Annotated in this window: 22 protein-coding genes and 1 pseudogene; 8 read left to right on the forward strand and 15 right to left on the reverse strand. The window is 59.3% G+C overall.

Translation table 11 applies throughout. The annotated features are described in order from the left end of the window. Positions 1–93 precede the first annotated feature (93 nt). The 3 genes from IC37_RS26710 to IC37_RS26720 all read right to left on the reverse strand — a co-directional run bounded on the left by IC37_RS26710 (position 94) and on the right by IC37_RS26720 (position 4,914). Complete coding sequence (locus IC37_RS26710) at positions 94–1,428, reverse strand: sigma-54 dependent transcriptional regulator (protein WP_030129396.1); 1,335 nt, start codon at positions 1,426–1,428, stop codon at positions 94–96. Next, positions 1,428–3,188 carry an ATP-binding protein gene (locus IC37_RS26715; RefSeq protein ID WP_030129397.1) on the reverse strand — a complete coding sequence of 587 codons (1,761 nt, stop codon included), beginning with the start codon at positions 3,186–3,188 and terminating at the stop codon, positions 1,428–1,430. Before IC37_RS26715 ends, IC37_RS26710 begins: the two co-directional genes overlap by 1 nt. Positions 3,189–3,390: 202 nt before the next feature. Next, on the reverse strand, positions 3,391–4,914 hold the full coding sequence (locus IC37_RS26720) for a fumarate hydratase (RefSeq protein ID WP_007898341.1): 1,524 nt from the start codon (positions 4,912–4,914) through the stop codon (positions 3,391–3,393). Between the two features lie 576 nt (positions 4,915–5,490). On the opposite strand from IC37_RS26720, the gene IC37_RS26725 reads away from it, so the two are divergent. The 3 genes and pseudogenes from IC37_RS26725 to IC37_RS26735 form a co-directional block, all read left to right on the forward strand. Next, positions 5,491–6,597 carry a diguanylate cyclase gene (locus IC37_RS26725; protein ID WP_030129398.1) on the forward strand — a complete coding sequence of 369 codons (1,107 nt, stop codon included), beginning with the start codon at positions 5,491–5,493 and terminating at the stop codon, positions 6,595–6,597. Then, on the forward strand, positions 6,590–7,525 hold the full coding sequence (locus tag IC37_RS26730; RefSeq protein WP_030129399.1) for an iron-sulfur-binding ferredoxin reductase: 936 nt from the start codon (positions 6,590–6,592) through the stop codon (positions 7,523–7,525). Before IC37_RS26725 ends, IC37_RS26730 begins: the two co-directional genes overlap by 8 nt. 55 nt (positions 7,526–7,580) lie before the next feature. After that, positions 7,581–7,790: pseudogene (locus IC37_RS26735) on the forward strand (enoyl-CoA hydratase); the annotation flags it as partial. A 72-nt stretch (positions 7,791–7,862) separates the two neighbouring features. Here the strand turns inward: IC37_RS26735 and IC37_RS26740 are convergent. Together IC37_RS26740 and pyk are read right to left on the reverse strand one after the other, a co-directional pair. Then, a complete protein-coding gene (locus IC37_RS26740) occupies positions 7,863–9,224 on the reverse strand; it encodes a hypothetical protein (protein ID WP_158225673.1) in 1,362 nt (453 codons plus the stop codon). Between the two features lie 488 nt (positions 9,225–9,712). Then, positions 9,713–11,164, reverse strand: a complete 1,452-nt coding sequence (gene pyk / locus IC37_RS26745; protein WP_030129403.1) for a pyruvate kinase — start codon at positions 11,162–11,164, stop codon at positions 9,713–9,715. A 269-nt stretch (positions 11,165–11,433) separates the two neighbouring features. Here pyk and IC37_RS26750 point away from each other — a divergent pair, with 269 nt between their 5' ends. Together IC37_RS26750 and IC37_RS26755 are read left to right on the forward strand one after the other, a co-directional pair. Beyond that, positions 11,434–11,811: a tol-pal system YbgF family protein gene (locus tag IC37_RS26750; RefSeq protein WP_030129404.1), complete on the forward strand. Its 378-nt coding sequence runs from the start codon at positions 11,434–11,436 to the stop codon at positions 11,809–11,811. Between the two features lie 245 nt (positions 11,812–12,056). Next, positions 12,057–12,416 (forward strand): PilZ domain-containing protein, encoded by a 360-nt coding sequence (locus IC37_RS26755; protein WP_030129405.1) that lies wholly within the window; start codon positions 12,057–12,059, stop codon positions 12,414–12,416. 286 nt (positions 12,417–12,702) lie between these two features. Here the strand turns inward: IC37_RS26755 and IC37_RS26760 are convergent, their stop codons facing one another. The 6 genes from IC37_RS26760 to IC37_RS26785 all read right to left on the reverse strand — a co-directional run bounded on the left by IC37_RS26760 (position 12,703) and on the right by IC37_RS26785 (position 19,610). After that, positions 12,703–14,034, reverse strand: a complete 1,332-nt coding sequence (locus tag IC37_RS26760; RefSeq protein ID WP_030129406.1) for a DUF58 domain-containing protein — start codon at positions 14,032–14,034, stop codon at positions 12,703–12,705. 187 nt (positions 14,035–14,221) lie between these two features. Next, complete coding sequence (locus tag IC37_RS26765; RefSeq protein ID WP_030129407.1) at positions 14,222–15,223, reverse strand: MoxR family ATPase; 1,002 nt, start codon at positions 15,221–15,223, stop codon at positions 14,222–14,224. After that, positions 15,220–16,383 carry a DUF4350 domain-containing protein gene (locus IC37_RS26770; protein WP_030129408.1) on the reverse strand — a complete coding sequence of 388 codons (1,164 nt, stop codon included), beginning with the start codon at positions 16,381–16,383 and terminating at the stop codon, positions 15,220–15,222. The genes IC37_RS26765 and IC37_RS26770 overlap by 4 nt, the downstream gene beginning before the upstream one ends. Continuing rightward, positions 16,380–17,924 carry a DUF4129 domain-containing protein gene (locus tag IC37_RS26775; protein WP_030129409.1) on the reverse strand — a complete coding sequence of 515 codons (1,545 nt, stop codon included), beginning with the start codon at positions 17,922–17,924 and terminating at the stop codon, positions 16,380–16,382. Before IC37_RS26775 ends, IC37_RS26770 begins: the two co-directional genes overlap by 4 nt. Continuing rightward, complete coding sequence (locus IC37_RS26780) at positions 17,911–18,888, reverse strand: stage II sporulation protein M (RefSeq protein WP_030129410.1); 978 nt, start codon at positions 18,886–18,888, stop codon at positions 17,911–17,913. Before IC37_RS26780 ends, IC37_RS26775 begins: the two co-directional genes overlap by 14 nt. Beyond that, complete coding sequence (locus tag IC37_RS26785) at positions 18,885–19,610, reverse strand: RDD family protein (protein ID WP_030129411.1); 726 nt, start codon at positions 19,608–19,610, stop codon at positions 18,885–18,887. Before IC37_RS26785 ends, IC37_RS26780 begins: the two co-directional genes overlap by 4 nt. 177 nt (positions 19,611–19,787) lie before the next feature. On the opposite strand from IC37_RS26785, the gene sbcB reads away from it, so the two are divergent. Continuing rightward, positions 19,788–21,218 carry an exodeoxyribonuclease I gene (gene sbcB / locus IC37_RS26790; protein WP_030129412.1) on the forward strand — a complete coding sequence of 477 codons (1,431 nt, stop codon included), beginning with the start codon at positions 19,788–19,790 and terminating at the stop codon, positions 21,216–21,218. A gap of 98 nt (positions 21,219–21,316) precedes the next feature. Here the strand turns inward: sbcB and mvaT are convergent, their stop codons facing one another. After that, positions 21,317–21,694: a histone-like nucleoid-structuring protein MvaT gene (gene mvaT, locus IC37_RS26795; protein WP_007933316.1), complete on the reverse strand. Its 378-nt coding sequence runs from the start codon at positions 21,692–21,694 to the stop codon at positions 21,317–21,319. Between the two features lie 326 nt (positions 21,695–22,020). Between mvaT and purU the strand changes: the two genes are divergently transcribed. Both purU and IC37_RS26810 read left to right on the forward strand, forming a co-directional pair. Further along, positions 22,021–22,869 (forward strand): formyltetrahydrofolate deformylase, encoded by an 849-nt coding sequence (purU, locus tag IC37_RS26805; protein WP_007903852.1) that lies wholly within the window; start codon positions 22,021–22,023, stop codon positions 22,867–22,869. 62 nt (positions 22,870–22,931) lie between these two features. After that, complete coding sequence (locus IC37_RS26810; protein ID WP_051414814.1) at positions 22,932–23,132, forward strand: hypothetical protein; 201 nt, start codon at positions 22,932–22,934, stop codon at positions 23,130–23,132. Positions 23,133–23,246: 114 nt separating this feature from the next. Here IC37_RS26810 and IC37_RS26815 read toward each other — a convergent pair whose 3' ends face one another. The 3 genes from IC37_RS26815 to IC37_RS26825 are packed head-to-tail and all read right to left on the reverse strand — an operon-like array spanning position 23,247 to position 26,129. Then, the gene (locus IC37_RS26815; protein ID WP_030129413.1) at positions 23,247–24,242 is read right to left on the reverse strand and encodes a lysylphosphatidylglycerol synthase transmembrane domain-containing protein; all 996 of its coding nucleotides are present in this window, start codon (positions 24,240–24,242) and stop codon (positions 23,247–23,249) included. Then, positions 24,239–25,015 (reverse strand): DUF2334 domain-containing protein, encoded by a 777-nt coding sequence (locus IC37_RS26820; RefSeq protein ID WP_030129414.1) that lies wholly within the window; start codon positions 25,013–25,015, stop codon positions 24,239–24,241. Before IC37_RS26820 ends, IC37_RS26815 begins: the two co-directional genes overlap by 4 nt. Beyond that, complete coding sequence (locus IC37_RS26825; protein WP_030129415.1) at positions 25,008–26,129, reverse strand: glycosyltransferase family 1 protein; 1,122 nt, start codon at positions 26,127–26,129, stop codon at positions 25,008–25,010. Before IC37_RS26825 ends, IC37_RS26820 begins: the two co-directional genes overlap by 8 nt. Positions 26,130–26,206 lie beyond the last annotated feature (77 nt).

Here is a 26,206-nt window from a genome sequence, read left to right on the forward strand (position 1 = left end):
TGGTTGGCATACATGCACCTCTTCAACATGTTATGCCCGAACACAAAATTTATGACAGTCCCCCGCGAAGGGGCCAGTCCAGGCACTACAAGTTCAACTGCCTAAAACGAACATCTCGCGCGTCAACCCATGCCGCTGCATCTTTTCATTAAAGGTACGACGCGGCAGTTGCAGTTCTTCAAGCACCGCTTTCACATCACCTTTATGCCGGGTCAATGCCGCGCGCAAGCAATGCGCTTCGAAAGCTTCCTGCTGTGCCGCCAGTGACTGGCCGGGCTCGATCCCCACCGGCTCCGGTTCGCCCAGGCCCAGCACTTGCCGCTCAGCGACGTTCGCCAGTTCGCGCACATTGCCCGGCCAGTCGTGGCTCAACAGATGGCTCAGTTGCGGCCCGCTCAAGGGCGCAAAGGTGCGCCCCAAACGCTCGGCGGCACTCTGCGCGAAGAACTCGAACAGCAGTGGAATGTCTTCACGCCGATCGCGCAACGGCGGCAGACGCAACTCGGCGACGTTCAATCGATAGGCCAAGTCTTCGCGAAAACGTCCGGCCCGCGCTTCATCCAGCAAGTCGGGTTTGGTCGCGGCAATGATCCGCAAGTCTACGTGGATGCTCTGATTGGAGCCCAATCGCTCAAGCTTCTGTTCCTGCAATACCCGCAATAATTTCACCTGCTGGGCCAACGGCATGCTTTCGATTTCATCGAGAAACAGCGTGCCGCCGTCGGCGTATTCGAGCTTGCCGATGCGTTTACCCTGGGCGCCCGTGAACGCGCCGCTCTCATGACCGAACAGTTCGGCCTCGAACAACTGCTCGGGAATCGCCGCGCAGTTCAGCGCCACAAAGGGCTTGTCGGTGCGGGGACCGAAGTCGTGCAGGCAACGGGCAACCAATTCCTTGCCGCTACCGGTTTCGCCCCGGATCAGCACATTGACCGGCAACGTCGCCAAGTCCAGTACCTGCCGACGCAATGTCTGCAAACCACGGGAAACCCCCAGCAGGGTGGCATCGAGTTTGGCGCGATTATCCGCCTGCTCGTGCAGGGCACGGTTTTCCAGCACCAGCCGGCGCTTGTCCAAAGCGCGACGCAGACTGCTCAGCAGGGTTTCCGGACTGAAAGGTTTTTCGAGGAAATCATAAGCGCCGTCGCGCATCGCTTCGACGGCCATTGGCACATCGCCGTGACCGGTCAGCAGGATCACCGGCAAGTCGGCATCGCGGCGCTGGACTTCGGCCAGCAGCTCCAGCCCCGTCATGCCGGGCATGCGCACGTCGCTGAGAATCACCCCGGGGAAATGCTTCGGCAGTTGCGCCAGGCACTCATCGGCGCGACTGAACAGCTGCACCTCGAACCCCGACAGGCTCAGCCACTGTTCGACGGCGCTGCGGATGCTGCTTTCGTCATCGACCACCATCACCGAATTGAGCATCAGCCAGGCACCTCAAGATCAATGGGTAACGTCAGGGTGAACACCGCGCCGTTTTCACCATTATCGGCACTCAGGCGTCCGCCCGCTTCGTGAGCGATAGCGAACGAGACGGCCAGCCCGAGGCCCAGGCCATCGCCCACCGGTTTGGTGGTGAAGAATGGATCGAACACCTTCCCCAGGTTCTCGTCGGCAATGCCGCCACCGTTATCGGCGACGGTCAGGCGCCACAATTGTTCATCGGCTTCGAGGCGAATTTCCAGACGCTTGCAGGGTTTGTCGTGCATTGCATCCAGGGCATTGCGCAGCAGGTTGATCAGCACCTGTTCCAGACGAATCGCATCGCCACGCACCCAGGCCGGGCGGGTCAGATGGAGCACGGTGCTGATGTGCTCGTCACGCAGGCGCGCATCGAGCAACTGCAAGGATTGATCGACCACTGCCGCCAGGTCCAGCCGTTCGCGCAAACCGCTGGGGCTTTTGCGCGCGAAGGTTTTCAGGTGGCCGGTGAGGGCGGCCATGCGCGTGAGCATGTCGTCCACCGGTTTCAGTGCCTTGTAGGCATCCTCGACACGGCCGTGATCGAGCAGCAGCCTCAGAGTAGCAAGCTGCATGCGCTGGGCGGTCAGCGGCTGATTGATTTCATGGGCCAGCGCGGCAGACATCTGACCGAGGGCAGCGAGCTTGGCCGATTGCACCAGCCCGTCCTGAGCAGTGCGCAAATCCCGGGTGCGTTCTTCCACCAGTCGCTCGAGTTCTTCGCGACTGCGCTGGCGCAACTTGGCCAGACGCCAACGCTGGTTGAGGAACAGCAGCAAAAACACCACTGCCAGCCACACCCCGGCGGCGGCGAGCCCGGCGTTGCGGCGGTCTTCTAATGGGACCTGCGGGCGACGCAGCAAGTGCAAGGTCCAGTCTTCAGCGGCCAGTGGCAGCGATTCCCAGAGGTAATCCGCCGGCCCGTCCGGGCCATTGACCCGCTTCAGATCACTGTTGTCATCGAAGCGCTGCACCGATTGATAGTCAAGAAGGGTCAGCGGCTGTTTGTCGTATTGGCGGGTGGTTTTGAGCTCGGCGCGGTCGCTGTCACTCAGCGGCTTCAATTGGCGATAACGCCAGCCTGGCTGGTTGGCGATGAAGATAATCCCCCGCGCATCGCTGACCAGCAAGGTGTCGCTGCCCTGGCGCCATTCGCGCTCCAGTTCCGGGAACTCGAGTTTCACCACCATGGCACCCAGAAACTCGCCACTGTCGCTGGTCACCGCGCTGGACAGGAAGTAACCGGGAATGCCGCTGGTTACCCCCACCGCATAAAAGCGCCCAGTGCCTTGGGTGCGGGTCTGCCTGAAGTAGGGGCGAAAACCGTAGTTGTGGCCGACGTAACTGCTGGGCAAACGCCAGTTGCTGGCGGCCACGGCCAGGCCGGTGCGGTCGAGCAGTTCCAGGGTAGAGGAGTGCGCGGCGCCGTTGATTTTTTCCAGTTTGCGATTCAACGCAAGCTGTTCTTCGGGGCTCACTTCACCGTTTAGCGCGGCGCGCAGTTCCGGGTCCAGCGCCAACACGGCGGGCAGGGCGCGGTAGCGGTCGATCAGGGTGTGCAGCGAGTTGGCGTACAGCGCCAATTGCTGATTGGCCCGCGCGGCATCTTCCACCAACGCTTGGCGTTCGGTGTGACGAATGGCCAGGGTGGCGGCGAGCACCGCACCGGCGATGATCAGCAAGGAGTACAACGACAGGCGCAGGGTACGGGAAGTCGGCAGCATGCTGTAGGAAACAGGTTGAAGGATGGGCAGGCACCATACCATGGGGCCGCGCATTCTTCGTCCCGGCATGACGTGTTCAGACGCCAGCGCTTTTTCCAAAAAGTCGAAGTGGCTGCCTGGATCGAAGAATTAAATCGTTATCCAAAAAAAAGCCGGGTCGTCTGGGGAGACGGCCCGGCCTTTTCGGCAGTGAGGGAGGTGCTTACTGCACTTCCACCGCCAGGCTTTCACTGATCTTTTGCTGCCAGATCGCAGGACCGGTGATGTGTACCGACTCACCCTTGCTATCGACCGCAACGGTCACAGGCATGTCTTTGACGTCGAACTCGTAGATCGCTTCCATGCCCAGTTCGGCGAAAGCCACCACGCGGGACTTCTTGATGGCTTGCGCCACCAGGTAAGCCGCGCCGCCGACAGCCATCAGGTAAACGGCTTTGTGGTCCTTGATCGCTTCGATCGCGGTCGGGCCGCGCTCGGATTTACCGATCATGCCCAACAGACCGGTTTGCTCGAGGATCTGACGGGTGAACTTGTCCATCCGCGTCGCAGTGGTCGGGCCCGCCGGGCCAACCACTTCTTCGCGCACCGGATCGACCGGGCCGACGTAATAGATGAAGCGACCTTTCAGATCCACCGGCAGGGTTTCACCCTTGTTCAGCATCTCGACCATGCGCTTGTGCGCAGCGTCGCGACCGGTGAGCATTTTGCCGTTGAGCAGGACGGTTTCGCCCGGCTTCCAGCTCTGCACTTCTTCAGGCGTCAGGGTATCGAGGTTGACGCGACGGGCCGATGGACCGGCTTCCCAGACGATTTCCGGGTAGGCGTCCAGCGGTGGCGCTTCCAGCGAGGCCGGGCCGGAACCGTCGAGCACGAAGTGCGCGTGACGGGTGGCGGCGCAGTTCGGGATCATGCACACCGGCAACGAAGCGGCGTGGGTCGGGTAATCCATGATCTTCACGTCGAGCACGGTGGTCAGGCCACCCAGGCCCTGGGCGCCGATGCCCAGTTGGTTGACCTTCTCGAACAGCTCCAGACGCATCTCTTCGATACGGTTGGACGGGCCGCGCTTCTTCAGCTCGTGAATGTCGATGGATTCCATCAACACTTCCTTGGCCATGACGGCGGCTTTCTCGGCGGTACCGCCGATGCCGATGCCGAGCATGCCCGGTGGGCACCAGCCGGCGCCCATGGTCGGAACGGTCTTGAGCACCCAGTCGACGATCGAGTCGGACGGGTTGAGCATGGCCATTTTCGACTTGTTCTCGGAACCGCCGCCCTTGGCCGCCACGTCCACTTCCACGGTGTTACCCGGAACGATGGAGTAGTGGATAACCGCCGGGGTGTTGTCTTTGGTGTTTTTGCGAGCGCCCGCCGGGTCGGCGAGGATCGAGGCACGCAGGACGTTTTCCGGCAGGTTGTAAGCCCGGCGTACGCCTTCGTTGATCATGTCGTCCAGGCCCATGGTGGCGCCATCCCAACGTACGTCCATGCCCACGCGCACGAACACGGTAACGATACCGGTGTCCTGGCAGATGGGGCGGTGGCCGGTGGCGCACATGCGCGAGTTGATCAGGATCTGCGCCATGGAATCGCGGGCTGCCGGCGATTCTTCACGCAGGTAGGCCTCGTGCATCGCCTGGATGAAATCCACGGGGTGGTAGTAAGAAATGAATTGCAGGGCGTCGGCAACGCTCTGAATCAGGTCGTCTTGCTTGATCACGGTCATGAGTCGCGCTCCTCTAAAAGACGGGAACATTCAATAAGGTGCTTGCAGCTTGGGTGCATCGGTCGGTTGCAAGCACCTTTCAAGGCACGCCGGGCATGCTGGCGCGACGCTAAAAAGGCGCGGCAGTATACCGCGCCTCGATGGCGGGCACATCCGTTGACAGTCAAACGTTGGTCGCATACCGCCCACATATGAAAGGCCGTTGTGGCGAGGGAGTCCGCCCAGCCTGCGATGAGGCTGCGCTGTCGCGCAGAGAACATGCCGATAAATCGGCAAATAAATTTATCTTTAAAATCAATGAGATAAATTTTGTTCTATAAGAGCTTGCTCCCGTTCGGCTGCGAAGCAGTCGTAATAGATTTATCGCAGTTAACTGAAAGAAGGCAGAGGGCCGCTTCGCAGCCCAGCGGGAGCAAGCTCCCTCGCCACAGGTTATCCCGAACTCGGGTCATGGCTTTGACGCCAGTTTTCTGCCCCGAAAATTGAATGGTCATTTATCAGACTCGCCACTAAAGTGGCATCCGGCCTGTAGAGTAGGACACTCTGACAGCCTCCTTTCCCACGGTGAATCAACGATTGACCCATAACGCCATCCAGCGGCTTTTGCTTAAACGCTTTGCCCTTGCAGCCGGCACCTATGTTCTGGTTTTACTGCTGCTGTGGGTGGCGTTTTACACTGGCCATTACAACGACTCAGCCGCCGGCATGTTGATCGGCAGCGTGTTGGTGGTGCTCAGCCAGGCGGTGTTGTTCGCGGTGTTTTACAGCGGCGCTAACCTGCGTTTTTCCGACCCTAGCCTGACCGAAGTGCAAATACTGCTGGGGCTGGGTTGGCAAACCTGGCTGATCGCCCATCTGGACGAGGCTCGCGGCGCGTTTTTGGTGTTTTACCTGCTGATTCTGTTGTTCGGGCTGTTTCATCTTTCGCGCACGGCTTTCCTGCGGTGTGCACTCTTTGTGTTTTTCAGTTTCAGCGCCATCACGCTGTGGTCGGGCTACCACTTTCAGCTGCCCAACCCGACGCTGGCGCTGTTGCAGGTGTGCGTGCTGTTTGTGGTGCTCGTGTGGCTGATGCTTTACGCCCGTTACGTCCAGATGTCGCGCCAGCGTATGCGTCAGCGGCGGTTCGCCTTGCAGGCGCATCAGGACACCCTGCGCGGCATGATGCGCCAGCTCGAAGGCCTGGTGGCGACCGACGAACTCACCGGGCTGTTCAACCGCCGACATTTCCTGCGCCTGGCCTCCCGCGAGTTGCACGCCATGGAAGTCGGTGTGGTACATGGCCTGGCGTTGATCGACCTCGATCATTTCAAACGCATCAACGATGTTCATGGCCATGCCGCCGGCGATCAGGTGCTGCAAGCGTTTGCCGGGGTGGCCACCGCGTGCCTGCGCGATGGCGATATTCTGGCCCGCTATGGCGGTGAAGAGTTCGTGGTGCTGTTGCCCGATTGCGACGCCGAGCGCGTGACGGCGTGTTGCGAGCGATTGCGCATGGCCTTCATGGATGTCGAATTGGTCGGTCTGAATGTGAGCAACCTCAGCCTGTCGGCGGGCATGACCTTGCTGGAACTGGGCGACGATCTGGATGACGCCTTGCACCGCGCCGATCAGGCGCTGTATCGCGCCAAGCGTGATGGCCGTAACCGTTGCGCGGCGGCCTGGGAGAATGTCGATGCCTGAGTTACGGGTCGGCGAACGCCAATGGACAGTGGCGGCGGGCAGCAATCTGCTCGATGCCTTGAATCAGAACGGCGTGTCGGTGCCCTATAGCTGCCGCGCCGGGAGTTGCCACGCGTGCCTGGTCAAGTGTGTCGAGGGTTTGCCCAGCGACATCCGTCCCGATGCCTTGAACAATGAGCAGCGTCAGCAGGGTTGGCGGCTGGCCTGTCAGTGCCAGGTGGTCGATGATCTACAAGTCGAAACCTTTGATCCGCTGCGTGATGGTCTTGGCGCTCAGGTGGCCGCCAGCGATTGGCTGAGCCCCAGCGTCTTGCGTTTGCGTCTGACGAGCGAGCGACCGTTGCGCTATCAGGCGGGGCAGCATCTGGTGTTGTGGGCGGGGCAGGTGGCGCGACCGTATTCCCTGGCCAGTCTGCCGGAAGAAGACCGCTTTCTGGAGTTCCACCTCGATTGCCGCCAACCGGGGGAATTCAGTGATGCGGCACGCCGCTTGAAAATCGGCGACCCAATCCGCCTCGGCGAGTTGCGCGGCGGAGCACTGCATTACGACCCGGACTGGCACACCCGACCGCTGTGGTTGCTGGCGGCGGGCACTGGTCTGGGGCCGTTGTTCGGTATTTTGCGCGAAGCGTTGCGTCAGGATCACCAGGGCGCCATCCGTGTCATTCACCTGGCCCATGATGCCGATGAGCATTATCTGGCCAAACCCCTGCAGGCCATGGCCGATGGCCGTGAAAACCTTAATGTCGAGCTGTGGACGGCGGCCGAGTTGCCTGCGGCTTTGGCGCAACTGCGCCTTGTTTCCCGACAAACCCTGGCCTTAGTCTGCGGAGCCCCCGACAGCGTCGACGCCTTTGCCCGGCGCCTGTACCTGGCCGGTTTGCCGCGCAATCAACTGCTGGCGGATGTGTTTGTGCCCCACGGTTGAGTGCTGATCGTTTAACGACGCGAGACTCGCTATGCCCGATGCCATCCAGTTTGAATTGGCCAGTGGCGAAGCAGCCAAGGCGCGGGAGATGGCGTTGCGTTTCGAATCGCTGCCGGAAGCCGTGCGCATCAGCAAGCAATTGATGAAAGCGCAGGACCAGGAACTTCTGCGTAAGGTCTTTGAAGAGGAGGCCGTACAGTTCACCCAACGACTGCGTTCGCCGGAAGCGATTGCAGCATTGTCGGGGTTTATCAACAGGCATTGAAAAGCCAAAGCCCCGCCCTTGCATGGCGAGGCTTTTTTGCGCCTGATATTCAACTCTCTCCGCTTACGTCGGTTAAGAGAAACGCGCAATCAGGATCGCGTTGCTTGAACCAACAGATAAACCGGAGCCGCCAATCACAAGCGTTTTACCATCTTGCTGCTGGGCCATGTTATTCGCCACGGCGTATGCTCCCTCGAACTTTGTCGTTGCCCAGCCTGGGCCACCGTTCGGTGTTCCATTGAACGTTTCATCCGGTTTGCCATCACGCAAGTAATGCGCCGCCACGAAATGTGGATCACCAGCGGAAGTAATAAACCGGCCACCCGTTGCCAACCCGTTCGCCGTACTGGCTATGCCAAAAAACATCACGCTAGATGTTTGATCAAAGTGTTGAAGCAGCAATTTACCTTCATTGAAGCCGGTATCCAGTTTGCCGGTGTCGTTGAAACAGGCTAATACGCCTTGACGCGGAGTGGGGTCGACGCCCCATCCGGAGGCTACCATGCGACCGTCCGAAAGTTGGGTGAGCCCTTCAAGTGCCATGTGCACCTCGTCTAGCTGGACAATTCCCTTATCACCGAAGTCGGTATCAAAGGTTCCGTCCATATTCAGGCGAGCCAGCATGCCTTTTCCCGCCATAACGTCATTAGCGACGCCGCAAAGGGTGATTTTTCCTTTTTTAACATCAACCACTACATCGCGAATGGCGCTGACAACGGGGCCTTGCGGAAGGATCACCACGACACCGTTACCGTTGAAACTGGTATCGAATGTGCCATCGAGGTTCAGCCGGACCAATACGGCACCTTTAGTAGTGCCGTCTGCGCTTAAGGCGCGGGTGCAAAGATAGATTTTTCCCTCGACCACCCGGCTCACCGATACGTTGCTACCAGCGCCGAAAATGTTGACTTCCAGAGCGTCGGTTTTCGGTGTGCTTCCTGTTACGCTGGAAGCCTTTGGCTCCAGCCCGACGCGCACCGAAAGTTTGCCGCCGTCGCCAAAGCTGGTATCCAGTGTTCCGTTTTCGTTGAGACGCGCCAGGTACAGGGTGCCGTTCTCGGCGCCGTTGTCGTTATTTACACCCGTCAGCAGAATTTTGGTTACTGACTCCACCTCTACAAAATGAATCTGGCGAAGATGTGCGGTTCCTTCAAACCCTACTCTGACGAAACCGTCAACGCCGAAGGTTTTGTCTGGATCGCCATCGTCTTTCAGGCGCACTACGCCGAACTCCGTGCTCCCTTCAGGGGGAGTAAGGACATGCCCACCTACATAGAGATGAGAGTGATTGGGGGCCTGGACAATGCACTGGCCTGTCGCCCGAGTGTTTGGGCCAGGGAATTTCAGCACAGTCTTGCCGCCTTCACCGAACGCCGGATCCAGCAGTCTTTCTGTAAATGATGATTCTAACGGAGAGTTTTTTTGGGTAGACATGACGAATTCCTTTCGTAACGGATTCAGGGTGGGTTGTTGACTCAAGCAAACGCACCAACGCGTTATAAGTAGAACCATACGGATAAAATATCTACTGACAGAGTTGACAGGTGTTCACCCTGCGGCTGCGCTTGCCCGAAGGTATTTGCGGATTTTCGACACTTTTCCGCCGGTGATAGCTGCCCCGTGTGCGAGTAAAAAGTTGCCTTTGTGGTGGTGTTATTGCTGCATCGGGTCCAGGAAACAGAAGATATAGGCGGGGTCCGTGACGCCCGGGAGACGCCATGAGTGTGCTGAATGGGCGTCTACTGTCAGATCTGTCAGGTATAGGCCGCGAAAAGGACGCATCCGCCCTCTAAAAGAAAAAAGCCTCGCAATATTAATTGCGAGGCTTCTCATGAACTATGCGGGATTGTTCTCGTAACGTGGCAGGTGCTGGGCGCGGACTGTAGAAGGCCGTCCCTTTGCCGATTTCCAGTAAGCGATACTCAGACCATCGGGTCGCCAACGTGCAGGATTTTCATCCCGTTGGTGCCACCGGTGGTGTGGTAGCTGTCGCCCTTGGTCAGGATGACCCAGTCGCCTTTCTCCACAACGCCCAATTTAAGCAACTCGTCGATCGCGGCCTGGCTGACCTGCTCAGGTGGCAGCGACGCCGGGTCGAACGGAACGGTGTAGACGCCACGGAACATGGACGCGCGGGCCTGGGTTTCGCGGTGCGGGGAGAACGCGTAGATCGGCACCGAGGAACGGATGCGCGACATGATCAACGGCGTGTAGCCACTTTCGGTCAACGCGATGATCGCCTTCACGCCCGGGAAGTGGTTAGCGGTGTACATGGCTGCCAGTGCGATGCTCTGGTCGCAGCTTTCGAAGACCTTGCCGATGCGGTGGCTGGAGGTCTTGCTGGTCGGGTGCTTTTCAGCGCCGATGCAGATGCGCGCCATGGCTTGCACGGCTTCCAGCGGGTACAAACCAGCGGCACTTTCGGCCGAGAGCATGACGGCGTCGGTGTAGTCGAGCACGGCGTTGGCTACGTCGGAGACTTCGGCGCGGGTTGGCATCGGGTTCTGGATCATCGACTCCATCATCTGGGTCGCGACGATCACAGCTTTGTTGTGGCGGCGTGCGTGCAGAATGATTTTCTTCTGTATGCCCACCAGCTCGGCGTCGCCGATTTCCACACCCAAGTCACCGCGGGCAACCATCACCGCGTCGGAGGCTTTGATCAGGCCGTCGAGGGTTTCGTCGTCGGCTACGGCTTCAGCGCGTTCGATCTTCGCCACCAACCAGGCAGTACCGCCGGCTTCGTCGCGCAGTTGACGGGCGTATTCCATGTCGGCGGCGTCACGTGGGAAGGACACCGCGAGGTAGTCGACTTCCATTTCGGCAGCGAGCTTGATGTCGGCCTTGTCTTTCTCGGTCAGGGCCGGTGCGGTCAGGCCGCCACCGCGACGGTTGATGCCTTTGTGGTCCGACAGCGGGCCGCCGATGGTCACGGTGCAGTGCAACTCGGTGGCGGTGGCGGTATCGACGCGCATTACCACGCGGCCGTCGTCGAGCAACAGCTCGTCGCCCACGCCGCAGTCTTTCACCAGGTCCGGGTAGTCGATGCCGACCACTTGCTGGTTGCCTTCGGTCAACGGATGGCTGGTAGAGAAGGTGAATTGATCACCGATCTTCAGCTCGATCTTCTTGTTGGCGAATTTGGCGATACGAATTTTCGGGCCTTGCAGGTCACCCAGCAGGGCGACGAAGCGGCCGTGCTTGGCAGCGAGGTCACGCACCAGCTTCGCGCGAGCCTTGTGCTCGTCGGGGGTGCCGTGGGAAAAGTTCAGACGGGCGACGTCCAGGCCAGCCAGAATCAACTGTTCGAGAACTTCCGGCGAGTTACTGGCCGGGCCAAGGGTAGCGACGATTTTGGTACGACGGACGGACATGCAAAGACTCCTGAGTTCAAGCGCTAGCAGAGGCTACTATGGTCCGTGGGTGTAGTCATTGTTCGTTTGCACTACTTATTTGTTTCTTTTTCGAAATGAACATTCCTGAAAACTTTGCAGGAGCACAGCTTGCTGGCGATGGCGATCTCAAATACGCCATTGCCAGCAAGCGGTACTCCTACAGGGCATCTTCGTCGCCACACCGGCGCCTTTTGGGCTGAAGATTTTTCATCCCGGGTCGATACAGAGCGCAAGACAGGAGATCCCCCATGCGATTCGTGCTCATTGCCATCCTTGCCCTCAGTGTTGTGGGCTGCACCCGTTGGTCGATGGACCACCATTTGAATAACGCCTACAGCGCCTATGAGCGCGGCAACTGCGAGCAGGTGATGCTCGAACTGTCCAAGGTCGAGCGCGCCAGTCGCGCGCGGCCTTATGTGTGGCCGGAAGTCTCGATGATGCGCGGCCAGTGCCTGGAACGGCAGAAAATGTTCATCGACGCGGTCCAGACTTACCAGTTCATCATCGCCTCGTACCCGCTGAGCGAATACGCCTACCGCGCCCGTGCCCGCCTGGAAACCTTGCAGAGCCTGGGGCATTACCCGACCCGCAGCGCGGCGGTGGTGGTACGCCCGACGCAGTTCTGATAGCCGTTGTCACTGAATGTCTGGCTCACTGGCGGCGGTGAGCTATAGTCGAATAAACCGGTTTTAGAACCTTGTTTCTAAACCGGCGTAACACCTGTGATCGGCAGCAATAAGCGGCAGCGGATGGATGGACTGTCGCACCAGGATCGGGGAGAGCGCGCCAGGCTTTTTTATAAGAGCAAAATCAGGCCCGTTCCGAAGCATTGGTGCGGCCCTGCTTAAGGGCCTTGCGTAGCGAAATCAGCATGTTCACTGACCGCCGGATCGAGCGGCATCAACTGCCGTATTTTCTCAAAGTGTTCAACAGCGTCACCGACAAGCCCATTGGCTTTCTGGGCAATCTGTCCGAGGACGGGTTGATGCTGATCAGCCAGTTGCCGATGATGGTGGGCGCCGATTTTGACCTGCGCCTGAAAATCCCCATGGATGGCAATTGTCAGCAGGTGATCGACCTCAACGCCTCTTGTCTGTGGTGTCACGAGGACGCAACCCCCCACCACTATGACGCCGGCTTCAGCCTGCAACGGGCACCGCCGGAGTATGGGCAATTGGTCGAGGCACTGAAGCAGTACTTCAGTTTTCAGCCATTGCCGGCCTCTGCCTGAACACACCGATTTTTTTGTAGGAGCCAAGCTTGCTGGCGAAGGCGCTTTCGAACCCCCCTTCGCCGGCAAGCCTTAATGCCAGTCAGTTAAGCGCAATCCATGTGGGAGCGGGCTTGCTCGCGAAGACGGCGGCATAGTCAACATTGATGTCGCCTGACACACCGCTTTCGCGAGCAAGCCCGCTCCCACAGGTATCGCACCTTAACTGACTGGCATTACGGCAAGCCTGGCTCCTACAGGTTGCTGTTATGTCGGCTTAATCACCCGCTCGCAATCCTGCGTGCTGTCACATTGCGCCTGCTTTTTTCCAATGCAGATATTGTGTCAGTAGCTGCGCACCCAACTGTTGAGGCCGGACATTCAGCACTAGTATTCCATTGGCGCACAATCGCTCATGGAGTTCGTCCCGTGCATTCAAATATTCCACCGCCCCACAATAGGCCAGTGCGTCCGTCAAGGTCTGCACCTGCCCATGCCGCAGACTGTCGAGCCTCTCTTCGCACAGACTCGCCACTAGCACGCGGTGCTGTTGGCCTAAATGCTTGACGGCGGTGAGCAGTTCTTCATCGTCCTCATCCCGCAGGTTGGTCACCAGCACCACCAGCGCCCGGCGCTTTTGTCGGGCGAGTAATTGGTTGGCAATGGACTGGTAGTCAGCGGGACGTTGGCTGCTGTCCAGGTCGTAGACGGTGTTGAGCAGTACATTGAGCTGGCCGCTGCCTTTGGTCGGGGCGAGGTAGCGGGGCTGGTCGCTGGCGAAGGTGCTCAGGCCGACGGCATCGCCTTGACGTAACGCGGTGTAGGCGAGCAGCAGGCAGGCGTTCAATGCATGATCGAAGTGGGACAGTTCGCCGTCCTGGCTGCGCATGCGTCGGCCGCAGTCGAGCAGGAAAATGATCTGCTGGTCGCGCTCGTCTCCGTACTCCCGAGCGATGGGGGTACGATGGCGGGCGGTGGCTTTCCAGTCGATCTGGCGCAGGCTGTCGCCTTCGCGAAATTCGCGCAATTGATGGAATTCCTGCCCCTGGCCGCGACGTTGACGCTGGCGTACGCCGAGCTGGCTCAGCCAGTTGTCCACCGCCAGCAGTTGTCCGCTGTGAAGACGGGCGAAGTCAGGGTAGACGCGGGTGTGATCAACTCTGTGCAGCAGGCGTTTGTCGCACCACAGGCCCATGGGGCTTGGCAGGTGGAATTCGCAGTGTTCGAAGGTGAAGTGCCCGCGCTTTAGCGGGCGCAACCGATAGCCGATCAGGCTTTGCTGGCCGGGTTGCAGTTCGACGGACAATGGAAGGTGTTCGAAGTCCAGGCCGTGCGGCACATGGTCGAAGATGTGTACGTTCAGTGGTTGAGCACAATCGTGCTCGACCTCCAGTCGCACTTCACTCCATCGACCGAGCGCCAGGCTGCCGGGCATTTGCCGCTGTACGCGGGGCGAGGGCAGGCGTTTGAGGCGGATGGCGTCGAGTATCGCCAAGGCCAGCAGCGCTAGCAGCAATCCCCAGTTGATTGACAAAAGGCTCGATGGAACCTCGATGTCCAGTGCCCGCAATGCGCCCAGCACGATGCCGATGGCCAACAGCATGGCGAGCCAGATCAGCAGCAGGCGCGAGGGTTTCATCGGCGCACACCTTTTGTGGCAAGAGCGTTTTTTGTGGCGAGGGAGCTTGCTCCCGCTGGGGTGCGAAGCAGCCCTAAAACCAGCCGACACAGAGTGTCAGGTAAAACGCGCCTACCTGTATTGCGACTGCTACGCAGCCGAGCGGGAGCAAGCTCCCTCGCCACAGGGTTGGTCTGCATGACCGTCTTCACAGGCGCGGCGCCGGGACTTGATCGAGCAGTTGCTTGAGCACCTGATCGACTTCCAGCCCTTCAATGTCCAGCTCCGGGGCAATTCGCACACGGTGACGCAGAACGGCCAGCGCGCAGCCTTTGATGTCATCGGGAATCACAAACCCACCCCCGCGCAACAAGGCCCGGGCGCGGGCGCAACGTACCAATGCAATGGAGGCGCGTGGCCCGGCACCGAGGGTCAACCCTGGCCAGATGCGGGTGGTGCGGGCCAGGCGCACGGCGTAATCAAGCACCTGATCGTCCAGCGGCAGATCACTGGCAATGCGCTGCAAGGCCAGCACATCCTTGGCTTGCAACACGCAGCGCAACGGTTGCACATCAAGCATGTCGGCCCGGGTCGAGCGGCTGACCTGGCGCACCATATTCAACTCCTGCTCGGCATCGGGGTAGTCCATGCGCACCTTGAGCATGAAACGGTCGAGTTCGGCTTCCGGCAACGGGTAAGTGCCTTCCTGTTCAATGGGGTTTTGTGTGGCGAGCACCATGAACGGTTGCGCGATGGGCAGGGCACGGCCTTCAAGGGTGACTTGGCGTTCCTGCATGGCTTCGAGCAGCGCTGCCTGGGTTTTCGCCGGGGCGCGGTTGATCTCATCGGCGAGCAGCAGGTTGGTGAACAATGGGCCTTTGCGCAGTTTGAATTGCTCGGTTTGCAGGTCATACACCGCGTGCCCGGTGACATCGCTGGGCATCAGGTCCGGAGTGAACTGGATGCGTGCGAATTCACCGCCGAAGCAGCGAGCGAGGGCGCGCACCAACAACGTCTTGCCCAACCCCGGCACGCCTTCGAGCAGCACATGGCCGCCAGCGATCAGGGCGGTAAGCACATCGTCGATCACGCTGTTCTGGCCGATCACGGCTTTCTGCAATTCCGTCCGTATCGCTTGGGCCAACTGGCTGGCGCGCTGGCGCTGCTGAGAGGCGTGGGGCTGTGTGCCGGGCTCGAACTGTTCACTCATAAGGCGTTCCTCAAGGTTTGCAGGTGGGCGACCTGACGGCTGAATTCAGCACTGGACAGCCGCTGCTTCGGTCGCGGGCTCATGGCCTGGCTGATGGCGCGTGTGGGTTGGCCAGTCAGGCGTGCGAGCACCAGCCATTGTTCGGCAACGACAAGTTGTTCAAAACCGGGATGACGGTGACGGACACGACGCAGGATGTCTTGTTGCAAGGCTTGCAACAGGCCGTGCTGACCATTGTGACGGAGCATGAAATCGGCGCTGGCACGCAGGTGTTCCTGAAGCTGGCGGCGGGCTCTCGTGGCCGGCTCCAGCAACGGGCCGTTACGCACGCCAACATGCCAGAACCCGAAAACGATCAAGGCGATCAGGGCCACCAAGGCTTGTGGAAAGTAGCGCCACAGCAAGGTCAGCAAGCTGTCGTGATCGGTATTGAACAGCAGGGTCACGTCTGTGTCGGCCGTCAGGTACCACAGCAGCCAGGCGTTGTCGTACTGGTCGATGGCCGGGGTTTTCCAGAGGTCGGCGTCGGTGACTACGGTGATCGAACCGAGCCCGTGAGTCAGTTGCATCATGTGCGTGGCCTTGCCGCTGTTGGCCCAGGCCTGGGCGAGGTTTTTCGGGTCATCGAGGTGGAACGCTGTATCGAAGCTGACGTAGGCCGGCGCCTCTTCATTTTCCAAATAGAGCTTGGTCAGTTTGGGGTAGGGGTCGTCGTTGAGATCGGGTGGCGGTTCCTTGAGGTCTTTGCTCAGGGACTGGTGCAGCTGCACCCGATCGAGCAGCAGGTCATTGCTCTGACCGGTCTTTTCATCCCACAGGGCTTCGGCGACGAATAAAAGACGTCCACCGGCCCGGGTCCAGTTCAACACCTGATTCACCTGTCGTGGGGACATGTTCGACCGATCGCCGAGCAACAACAAACTGCGCTGATGAGGCTCGAGAGTCGGCAAGATGTCGAGGCTGTTGGCATGGCTGACGGTCAGGGCCTGTTTGCGCAGAAAATGCTCGGCCGCCAGATAGGGGTTGGCTTGGGCCTCGGGGGATGGGCCGTGATCGATTTCTGCTGGATAGGGTGTGGCTTTCAGGTACAGATAAACACTCAGCGCGCCCACCAGCAGGGCGATGAACACACCGACCGAAAGCCACAAACGCCGGTTCAACGGACCGCTCCCGGGCCGAACAACGTGCGCCAGCCGTCACAGAGTTCTTGTTGCAAATGCGCCGGTGGCAGGCGATGCCCATAGGCCATGTTTTGCCAGTGACCGGTGAGGTTTTTACTGAAGGCCAACAAGGCAGGTTGTTGCAGTTGTTCAACGCGCTGAAGCACTTCGCCTTCGGTGTCGGCGGGTTTGAGCGCCATGTTGAAGTCGTGCAGCAAGTAGCTGAGCAGGGCGCGATAGAGCAACCCGAGGGCTTCACGAGGATTGCTCTGCCAGAGTTTTTCGGCGCTGGCTGCGATGTCGGCGGGCAGGGTTTCGCGGTTGAGGTCCAGGCCGAACGCCTGCTGCGGTAATGGCTGCGCGACGTTGCGATTTGACGTTGGTCGCAGGCTGACAAAGGCCCGCAGCCAGTCGCGGTAACGCCAGATTGACAGCCCAATGGCGCCGATCACCGTGCCCCATAGCAACACTTCGATCAGGCTGGCCAATACGCCAAAGCGTTGGCTGTCCAGCAAGCCGAACAGCGCCTTCAGCCATGCCGGTGTTTGATCATCGTCCGCAGTCTCGGAAGCGGGTTTGTCTTCGCCAAAACGGTAGCGCGTGACCGTTTCCTTGTTCTTGAACGGTGGTTGTTCGAGGATGGCCTTGATGCTGTCCCGGGAGGCCTGGCTGGTCAGTGGTTGGTCCAGCAGACGCGGACTGTCCGGTGAGATAACCGGTTCGGAGGCCCAGACGCTTTGCACCGTCGGCACCAGCAGGATCGCGGCCAGCAGCATTGTGACGACTGCGTTGCTCAAGCGTTGGCGCATTCGGCGAAAGACCAGCTCGATATCCCAGGCCTCCAGCCGCGTGCGCCGGTTCAGATAAAGGCTGAAACCGCAGGCCACATAGATCGGTTCCCAGACAATCAGCACCAGAACGTAAAAGGTATTGGTCAGGTGTTCCAGCCAGCGCCAGTCTTGGGTGGCGGCGGTAATCAAGGTCTGCCAGCCCCAGTCGAGTTCGATCTGTTGCGGCAAGAACATATAGAACAGCACCATCAAACCGATCCACAGCGCGGTTTCCAGATGCACGCCGATGATCGTCAGCCACTGGGCGGCGCCCGCGTTGCGTTGCAGCAACACGCGCAAACGTTGTTGGCGTTCTTCCCCCGCCAGACCTTCGAGTTGCACCACCGGCATCAGAAAACTGCGGCTCAGGCTCAAGCGACGCCAGGTCAGGCTGGCCAGCAATTGCGGCATGAGCAGGCGCGGCCATTGGTGCAGGGCCTGTTTCAGCGTGGGCGTTTCGCCGAACATGGCTTTGGACAGGATGTACAGCGGCAGCCGATCGAACGCCGGTTTGAGCCACCAGAACAGGAATACGACAAGGGAGGGCGAATCCCACAGCAGCAAGGTGAGCAGGGCGAAGGTCGGCAAGGTCACGATGGCCCAACTGGTCATCAACAGGCGTCGATGACGCTGACTCAGCAGCACTCCCAGGTCCATGGCTTCCCAGGTTGTGCGCGGGCGGATCACCACACTGGCATCACTCAGACGCATGGCGAGTCCGTCCGGCGAACAGCAGATAAGTCGCGACCAACAACCAGAGCGCCGCGCCGACCAGGTATTTGGTCAGCGGCGTGAGCCCGGTCCGCGACGACCAATAGGCTTCTATAAACGCTGCAATCAGCAGAAACAGCATGACCCCGCAAATCAGCAACACGCTCTTGCGCGCAGCCAGCTGCAGGGCTTCGGCGCGGGGCAAGCGTCCAGGCGCAATCAAGGCCCAGCCCAGTTGCAGGCCTGCGGCACCGGCCAGGGCAATGGCGCTCAGTTCGAAGGCGCCGTGGCCGATCACGAATGACCAAAAGGTTTGCCCATAGCCGATGTGCGTCAGGTGCCCGGCCACCGCACCGATCATCAACCCGTTGTAGAACAGGAAAAACGCGCTGCCCAGGCCAAACAGCAAACCGCTGGCGAAGGTCTGAAAGGCGATACCGATGTTGTGCATGATGTAGTAACCGAACATCACCCAGTTTTCACTGGCCGCCCGTTCGGCCGAACGTCCCAAATGACCGGCGACAGGGTCGTACATGCTTTGCATCTCACTGACCTGCTCGGCCGGGATCAGGTTGTAGACCAGCTCCGGGAACAGATACACCAGCAACGCGAAGCCGATCAGGCTGCCAAAAAACATCAGGCCGGCGGCAAGCACGAAACGCCACTGTTCACGCACCAGTCGCGGGAAGTCGGCGAGGATGAAACTCAACACGTTGGCACCCAGCCGACTGCGATGCCGATAAAGCTGTTGATGCCCGCGCAGCACCTGTTGCTGCAATGAGTCGATCAGGAAACTGCTGTAACCGCGCTCCTGAGCCAGGGCCAGGTGTTGGCAGAGCCGTCGATAATCGCTGGGGAAACTGGCGACTCCTGAGGCGTTCTTGCTTCGTTCCAGCCGTTCAAGCATGAGTGCAAACTGCTCCCATTCGGCGCTGTGGCGACTTTCGAACAGGCTTTGCTTCATGTGGGCCCCAACAGTCCGCGGGCGATGCCGTTGAGTTCGGCCACCGCCTGTGGCTTCGATACCTGCAACGGTTGCGCGAGTATCGAGGCCAGCTCATTGGCCCGCGCCCCGGAGAGTTCACCCTGGCGTTCGGCAAACCCGAGGATGGCGCGTTGCTCGGACAGCGTCAGTGCGAAGGCTGCGCGCCGCGGCGGGACATCAGGCAGTTGGGGGCGGGTGAGTGGTTGTTCGCGGTAGATCACCAGCGTGCCAGCGGCCAGGTCGCCGAGGCGCTTGAAGATGGGATGTTGCAGGCAACTGATCGCCCCGAGGAAATAACCGAACGGCAGCATGTCGACAAATCGCAGCAGGTTGCGCAGCAAGGACGCGGACCAGCCGATCGGCGTGCCATCGTCCTGCACCACGCGCAACCCCATCCATTGCTTGCCCGGCGAGCGGCCCTGATTGAGCACCTCGAACAGCACCATGTACCACCAACTCACCACGAACAGCAGGATCGAGCCCAGCCCTGCGCCGAGTTTTCCCAGAAACGCCAACACAATAAACAGCAGGCCCAGGACCAACCCACGCAGGCCCAGATCGATGGCGAACGCCAGCGCACGTACCATCAACCCGGCCGGGCGCAGTGGCAAGTCGATGCCTTCGGGCGTTTCGACGTGATACCGCGTGTCCAGTGGCGGGGCCAGCGTTGCTTTCCGTGGCAGTGCTGTGGGCTCGAGCATGGGCAACCTTGATGTAGCCTGGATTCGATGTCTGTCCGATGCTAGCAGCCTCTCGGGGGAAAACGACATAACTATGTATTGCACATCATGTGACGCGAAGTGATTGAATGACGCGGTGCTGGCCGCGATGGCGGTCGTGCGCCTAGACTTCGCCGATCTTCAGTTCAGGAACCGCCCGTGACTTCAATCTTCTGGTACGACTACGAAACCACGGGCATCAACCCCCGTTGCGATCGACCACTGCAAGTGGCGGGGATTCGCACCGACTTCGATCTCAATGAAATAGACGAACCGGTCAATCTTTATTGTCAGCCCAGTGACGACATCCTGCCGCATCCGGCAGCGTGCGCGATCACCGGTATTACGCCCGCGCGTCTGGCCGAGCAGGGTTTGAGCGAAGCCGATTTCATGACACGGGTTCATGCCCAGCTCGCGGCGCCCGGCACCTGTGGGGCGGGATACAACACGCTGCGTTTCGACGATGAGATGACCCGTTATAGCCTGTATCGAAACTTTTTCGATCCTTATGCTCGGGAGTGGCAGGGCGGCAACAGCCGCTGGGACCTGATCGATGTGGTGCGCGCGGCTTATGCCTTGCGTCCCGATGGCCTCGTCTGGCCCAAGGACGACGAAGGGCGAGTCACGCTCAAACTCGAACGTCTGACCGCCGCCAATGGCATCGATCACGGGCATGCACACGAGGCGCTGTCGGACGTTCGCGCCACCATCGCCCTGGCGCGTCTGATTCGGGAAAAACAGCCGAAGTTATATGACTGGCTGTTTCAATTGCGCAGCAAACAAAAGGTCATGGATCAAATTCGGCTGTTGCAGCCGATGGTGCATATTTCCGGGCGCTTTTCGGCGGCCCGCAACTATGTGGGTGTGGTGCTGCCGTTGGCCTGGCATCCACGTAATCGCAACGCGCTGATTGTCTGTGACTTGCACCTGGACCCTCAGGGGCTGCTCGACCTGGATGCCGAAACCTTGCGTCAGCGGCTTTATACCCGCCGCGATGACTTGGCCGAAGGCGAACTGCCGGTGCCGCTCAAGCTCATACACATCAACAAGTGCCCCGTAGTGGCGCCGTTGTCGGTACTTCGTCCTCTAGATCAGCAACGTTTGGGGCTGGATATGGCGCTTTATCAGCAACGGGCGCTGCGGCTAAGTGACGCACAACAAGTTTGGCGAGATAAAGTATTGGGGATTTACGCCAGCGACGATTTCTCTCCGAGCCTGGACCCCGAGCAACAGTTATACGACGGTTTTATCGGTGATCGGGACCGGCGTCTATGTGAGCAAGTCAGAATCGCCGACCCTGCGCAATTAGCACAAGAACAGTGGCCTTTCGATGATGAACGTTTGCCTGAATTGTTGTTTCGTTATCGCGCACGCAACTTTCCCGATACGTTGAGCTTTGAAGAGCAAGAGCGCTGGCGAATTTTCTGTCAGCAACGTTTGACTGCGCCGGAGTGGGGCGCGCCAAATACGCTGGAAAGTTTTCTGAAGGAAGCCGCGCAATTGACGATAAATGCTACATCGTTTCAGCGAGAGGTCCTGGATGAATGGCAAAATCATGTCCAGGTATTACGCAATCGTTTGAATCTTTGAAAACGAAAATGATCTTCACTTGAATTCCGGGCATAAAAAAACGCCAGCATTTGCTGGCGTTCTTCAGGTCGCGGATCAGTCCACGACAAGCTTGCGGCTTAGCCCAGCAGGGTAGCCCAGCCTTCAACCACGTCACCGCCCCACTTGGCTTTCCACTCTTTCAGAGTCTTGTGGTTGCCACCTTTGGTTTCGATGACTTCGCCGTTGTGCGGGTTTTTGTATTGTTTAACTTTGCGAGCACGCTTGGTGCCAGTAGTTTTTACTGCGCCGCCACGTGGAGCCTTGGTTTTGGACTCTGGATCCAACAGCGCGATGATGTCACGCAGGGATTTGGAGTATTCGCCCATCAAGGTGCGCAGTTTGCCTTCGAATTCCAGCTCGGTTTGCAGTTTGTCGTCTTGGGACAGGTTCTTCAAACGGGCTTGCAGCTCTTTGATAGCTTCTTCGGTGGCGCGATATTCGTTGATCAAGGACATGAGGACTACCTTATGTTGGGCGCTGGATGGCAGGGTGACAGTGCGACAATAATAGTCAGGGTGTTTCATCAAGTAAACATTTAACCGGGGTTTTATTTAAATTAGTTCGGAATAGGGCACACATTGGAGTGGCAGTTAAATAGCGTCACAAATATTCACAGTTGACCTGTTGAAGACTGGCTACAAGAGCACCATCGCATTGACGAATGGCGCTGCCGGAACCTGTGCCTCGGACCGTGATGCAAGGCCATGCGTCATCAATACTGCAGTTTTGCTGCGCAATCGCTAGAATGGCGGCCTTTGCGAAGTTCTGGAGTTTCCCCCTCATGCGCACTTTTCGGCTGGTGATTGCTTGCCCGGACCGCGTCGGCATCGTTGCTAAAGTCAGTAACTTTCTGGCGTCCCATAACGGCTGGATCACTGAAGCGAGCCATCACTCGGACAATCTCAGTGGCTGGTTCTTCATGCGTCACGAAATTCGTGCCGATTCGCTGCCTTTCGGTATCGAAGCCTTTCGCGAAGCGTTTGCACCGATTGCCGAAGAGTTCTCGATGGACTGGCGTATCACCGACACCGAGCAGAAGAAACGCGTGGTGTTGATGGCCAGCCGCGAATCCCACTGCCTGGCCGACTTGCTGCACCGCTGGCACAGTGACGAACTGGACTGTGAAATCGCCTGCGTGATTTCCAACCATGATGATTTGCGCAGCATGGTCGAGTGGCACGGTATTCCTTATTACCATGTCCCGGTCAACCCACAGAACAAGGAGCCGGCCTTCGCCGAAGTCTCGCGTCTGGTCAAACAGCACGAGGCCGAAGTGGTAGTGCTTGCCCGTTACATGCAGATTCTGCCGCCCGAGCTGTGCAGCGAATATGCCCATAAAGTCATCAACATTCACCACAGCTTCCTGCCGTCGTTCGTTGGGGCCAAGCCGTATCACCAGGCTTCGATGCGTGGTGTGAAGTTGATCGGTGCTACTTGCCACTATGTCACCGAAGAGCTGGACGCCGGTCCGATCATCGAGCAAGACGTGGTACGTGTGAGTCACAGCGACAGCATCGAAGACATGGTGCGCTTCGGTCGTGATGTCGAGAAAATGGTACTGGCCCGTGGTCTGCGTTATCACCTGGAAGACCGGGTACTGGTGCATGGCAACAAAACCGTCGTGTTCTGATGGTCTGCGGATCGTTCCCACGCAGAGCGTGGGAACGATCCAGGTGAAGAGAGAACATGACCATGGCCGATCCACTGGACAAAGCCACTTCCAAAGCCCCCGACACATTGGGTGAGGGCTGTTTGAGTCGCTATGACCCGGATGACCTGAGCCCCGAAGACGGCACGGAGTTTCCTGGTGCTGCCGAGTTGTGGGAGCAGTTGAGTGTGAGGGGGCTTGCCCTAAATGCCAGTCAGTTAAGAGATAGAACAAGCGATGAGTAGCCTGTGGCGAGGGAGCTTGCTCCCGTTGGACTGCGCAGCAGTCCCCTCTTTTTGGGGATAAGGGGGGCGCTTCGCGGCCCAGCGGGAGCAAGCTCCCTCGCCACAGGGGATCGTTTAAGCTTGTTTGAACTTCATCAACTTCTTGAGCAATGGCCGCCCAAGCATCAGCAAAAACACCGGCCCACCGACCACCAGATAGAAGTAATAAGTCACTGTCCGCCAGATCAGAATCGCCGCCGCCGCGGTGGATTTTCCGACCATGGGCGCCAGCAGCGCCGCCGACGTCAATTCCGCCGCCCCGGCACCGCCCGGCAACAGGCTGAACTGCCCGGCACTCAGCGACAGCATCTGGATCAGAAAGCACCAGGCCCACTGCAAATCCACGCCCAGCCCACGCAATGCCAGATACAGCACGCTATAGCGCAAGAGCCAATGCAGGCAGGTCAGTGCAAACACCGTGATCAACGTCTGAAAGGGCAACTTCAGTGTGTCAGTGAACGCCGCCAGGAAGTGCAGGAGCTTTCGCGCCCAGCGCATCCGGGTGGTGCCTTTGACATTGAGGCGAGCGAGTAACCGACCACTCAGACGAATCAGCGCTCGGTGGTAGCGAGCCGCTAATACGCAACTGAACAGCCCGCCGAACATCGAGATAGCGCTGACGGTCAGCAGCCACTCCATGCGCTGACTGAGGTGCTGGAACAGTGCATAAATCAGAATCCCGCTCAGCGCGCAGAGAAAAAACAGCAGATCGCTCAACTGGTCCATGGCAAACACGGCGCTGCCCCTGGCCGGCCGCACGCCGTGACGTGCCAGCAACGCCATGATGGTTAGCGGTCCGCCACTGCCGCCGGGGGTGGCGCAGTAGGCGAACTCGGCGGACATCACCACCCCGAGACTTTTGAAGCGACTGATCTTGTCGCGCTGATCCCCCAGCAACAGGCGCAAGCGCAGGGTGTTGAGCATCCAGCAGAGCAGGATCATGCCGAACATGATCAGCAGCCACTTCAATGGAAAGCTTTGCAACCGCGACCATGTCTCTCCGCCACCCAGCAACGACGGGATGAGCACCGCAGCGAGCAGGGCAACGACCAGCAGAATCCCGCGGCTCATGCGGCGCGACCGACGGCGTCGCGTTGCTGTGCCAGCCAGTTGGCCTTGGTCATCGGCACACGACCCTCGTCGAGCAAGCGTTTGAGGGTGCGCAGCCAATAGTGACGCGAGAACTCATGGCGCATGTCCACCGGGTGCAGGCCGAGACGAATCACCGGCGCCTGGCGCCAACGTTGTTCGCGCTGATCGCTGACGATTTTCGACAGGCCGCGGCGCCAGGCGCTGCGCGCGCTCCAGACCAGGCACGGGGCATCGGCCGCGGTGAAATCCGGCAATCGATACAGATGCTGCGAGTCGCTGGTGTAGCGCAGCGGTACCTGGCGCAAGGCTTGGCGGGTGCCTTCGCTCATCAGCCAGGCCGGAGCGACGAAACCTTCCAATGGCCAGTTGTAACGGTGGAACACCTCGATTCCGGCACGCAGACGGGTGAGGGCGGCTTCCTGTGACAGGTCGTAGAACTCGCCTTCATGGGTGTAGATTCGGCGCATGAACCAGTCTCGGGGAGTGATAGGGATAGGTCCTTCGTCGCAATGGAAGTAACCGTGCAGTGCCAGTTCGTCGCCGCGAGCGACGCGACGGGTCAGCAAACGTCGAAATGCCGGATACGCGTCCAGGTCGTTATGTTTGTGGAAGTCTGGCACCACCAGCCAGGTGATCGGTACCTCACCCAGCGCGTCGACGGCTTCGACGAAGGCTTGGTAGTCCGGCCAGGTTTGCGGCGCAACATCGTGCAGCACCAGTAACAGGCTGGGCGCGTTCATAGTGTCAGCCATTGGCGGTCAGCGGCCAATGGCTGCCAAGTACGGCGTGATAGTGGCCCAACAGGCTGTCGACCACGATGTCCCAGGCGTAATGCTGCTCGACATGGCTGCGGGCTTGTTTGCCCAGCGCGGCGCTGCCCTGGCTGAACAGTTCGCGTACAGCATTGGCCATCGCTGTTGGATTGTTCGGTGCGCAAAGCAGGCCGCATTGATCGGTGACAATTTCCTGAAAAGCCCCGGCCGCCACGGCCACCACCGGAATGCCACTGGCCATGGCTTCGAGGACCACCAGGCCAAAGGTTTCCTGGTCACCGGCATGCACCAGCGCATCGGCACTGGCCATCAAGCGCGCGACTTGCGCCGCCGGGTAGAACTGATCGAGGACGGTGACATTGCGCGGTACCAGGGTCGGCATTGACGAGCCCACCAGTAACAGGTGATAGCGACGACCCAGGCGTTTCATGCATTTGAGCAGCACTGGCAGGTTTTTTTCCTTGGATCCACGGCCGGCGAAGATCAGCAGATGAGTGTTTTCATCGATGCCCAATTCAGCCCGCAAGCCTGGATCCCGTTTACCGGGGTTGAACGTTTGCAGGTCGACGCCCAGCGGTTGTACGAAAACGTTCTTCACGCCCAACCCGATCAGTTTATCGGCCATGATTTGACTCGGCGCCAGCACCCGATCGAAGTTGCCATAGAGCTTGCTGACATAAGCTTCGACATTGGGTGTAACCCAGTTGCCCATGCGATTGCTGACCAACAGCGGCAGATCCGAATGATAAAAACCGATCACTGGCACATCGAGTTGCCGCTTGGCGTCCAAAGCAGCCCAGGCAGTCAGGTAAGGGTCACCGACTTCAATCAGATCGGGCTGCAAATCCTGCAGGACATTGCGCCATGGCGCGAGACGGAGGGGGAAGCGATAACCCTTGCCAAAGGGCAGGGCAGGGGCCGGAACCGTGTAAATGCCATCCTGTTCGCTCAAATGAGCCCCAGGGATCAGCAAACTGTGACGAATGCCTGGCTTGTTGCTCAGGCGACGGTGTTTGGCATCCAGATAAGTGCGCACGCCACCGCTGGCAGGGGCGTAGAACATGGTTATGTCAGCGATATGCACGATGAACATTCCTCCGGTCCGTTTGTTCTCCCTTGGTTGACCTATATGAAGGATAGATGTTCGATTGGGGTTTTGCGGTGTGGGCA

It is taken from the genome of Pseudomonas sp. QTF5, assembly GCF_000512695.2.
Lineage (GTDB): Bacteria > Pseudomonadota > Gammaproteobacteria > Pseudomonadales > Pseudomonadaceae > Aquipseudomonas.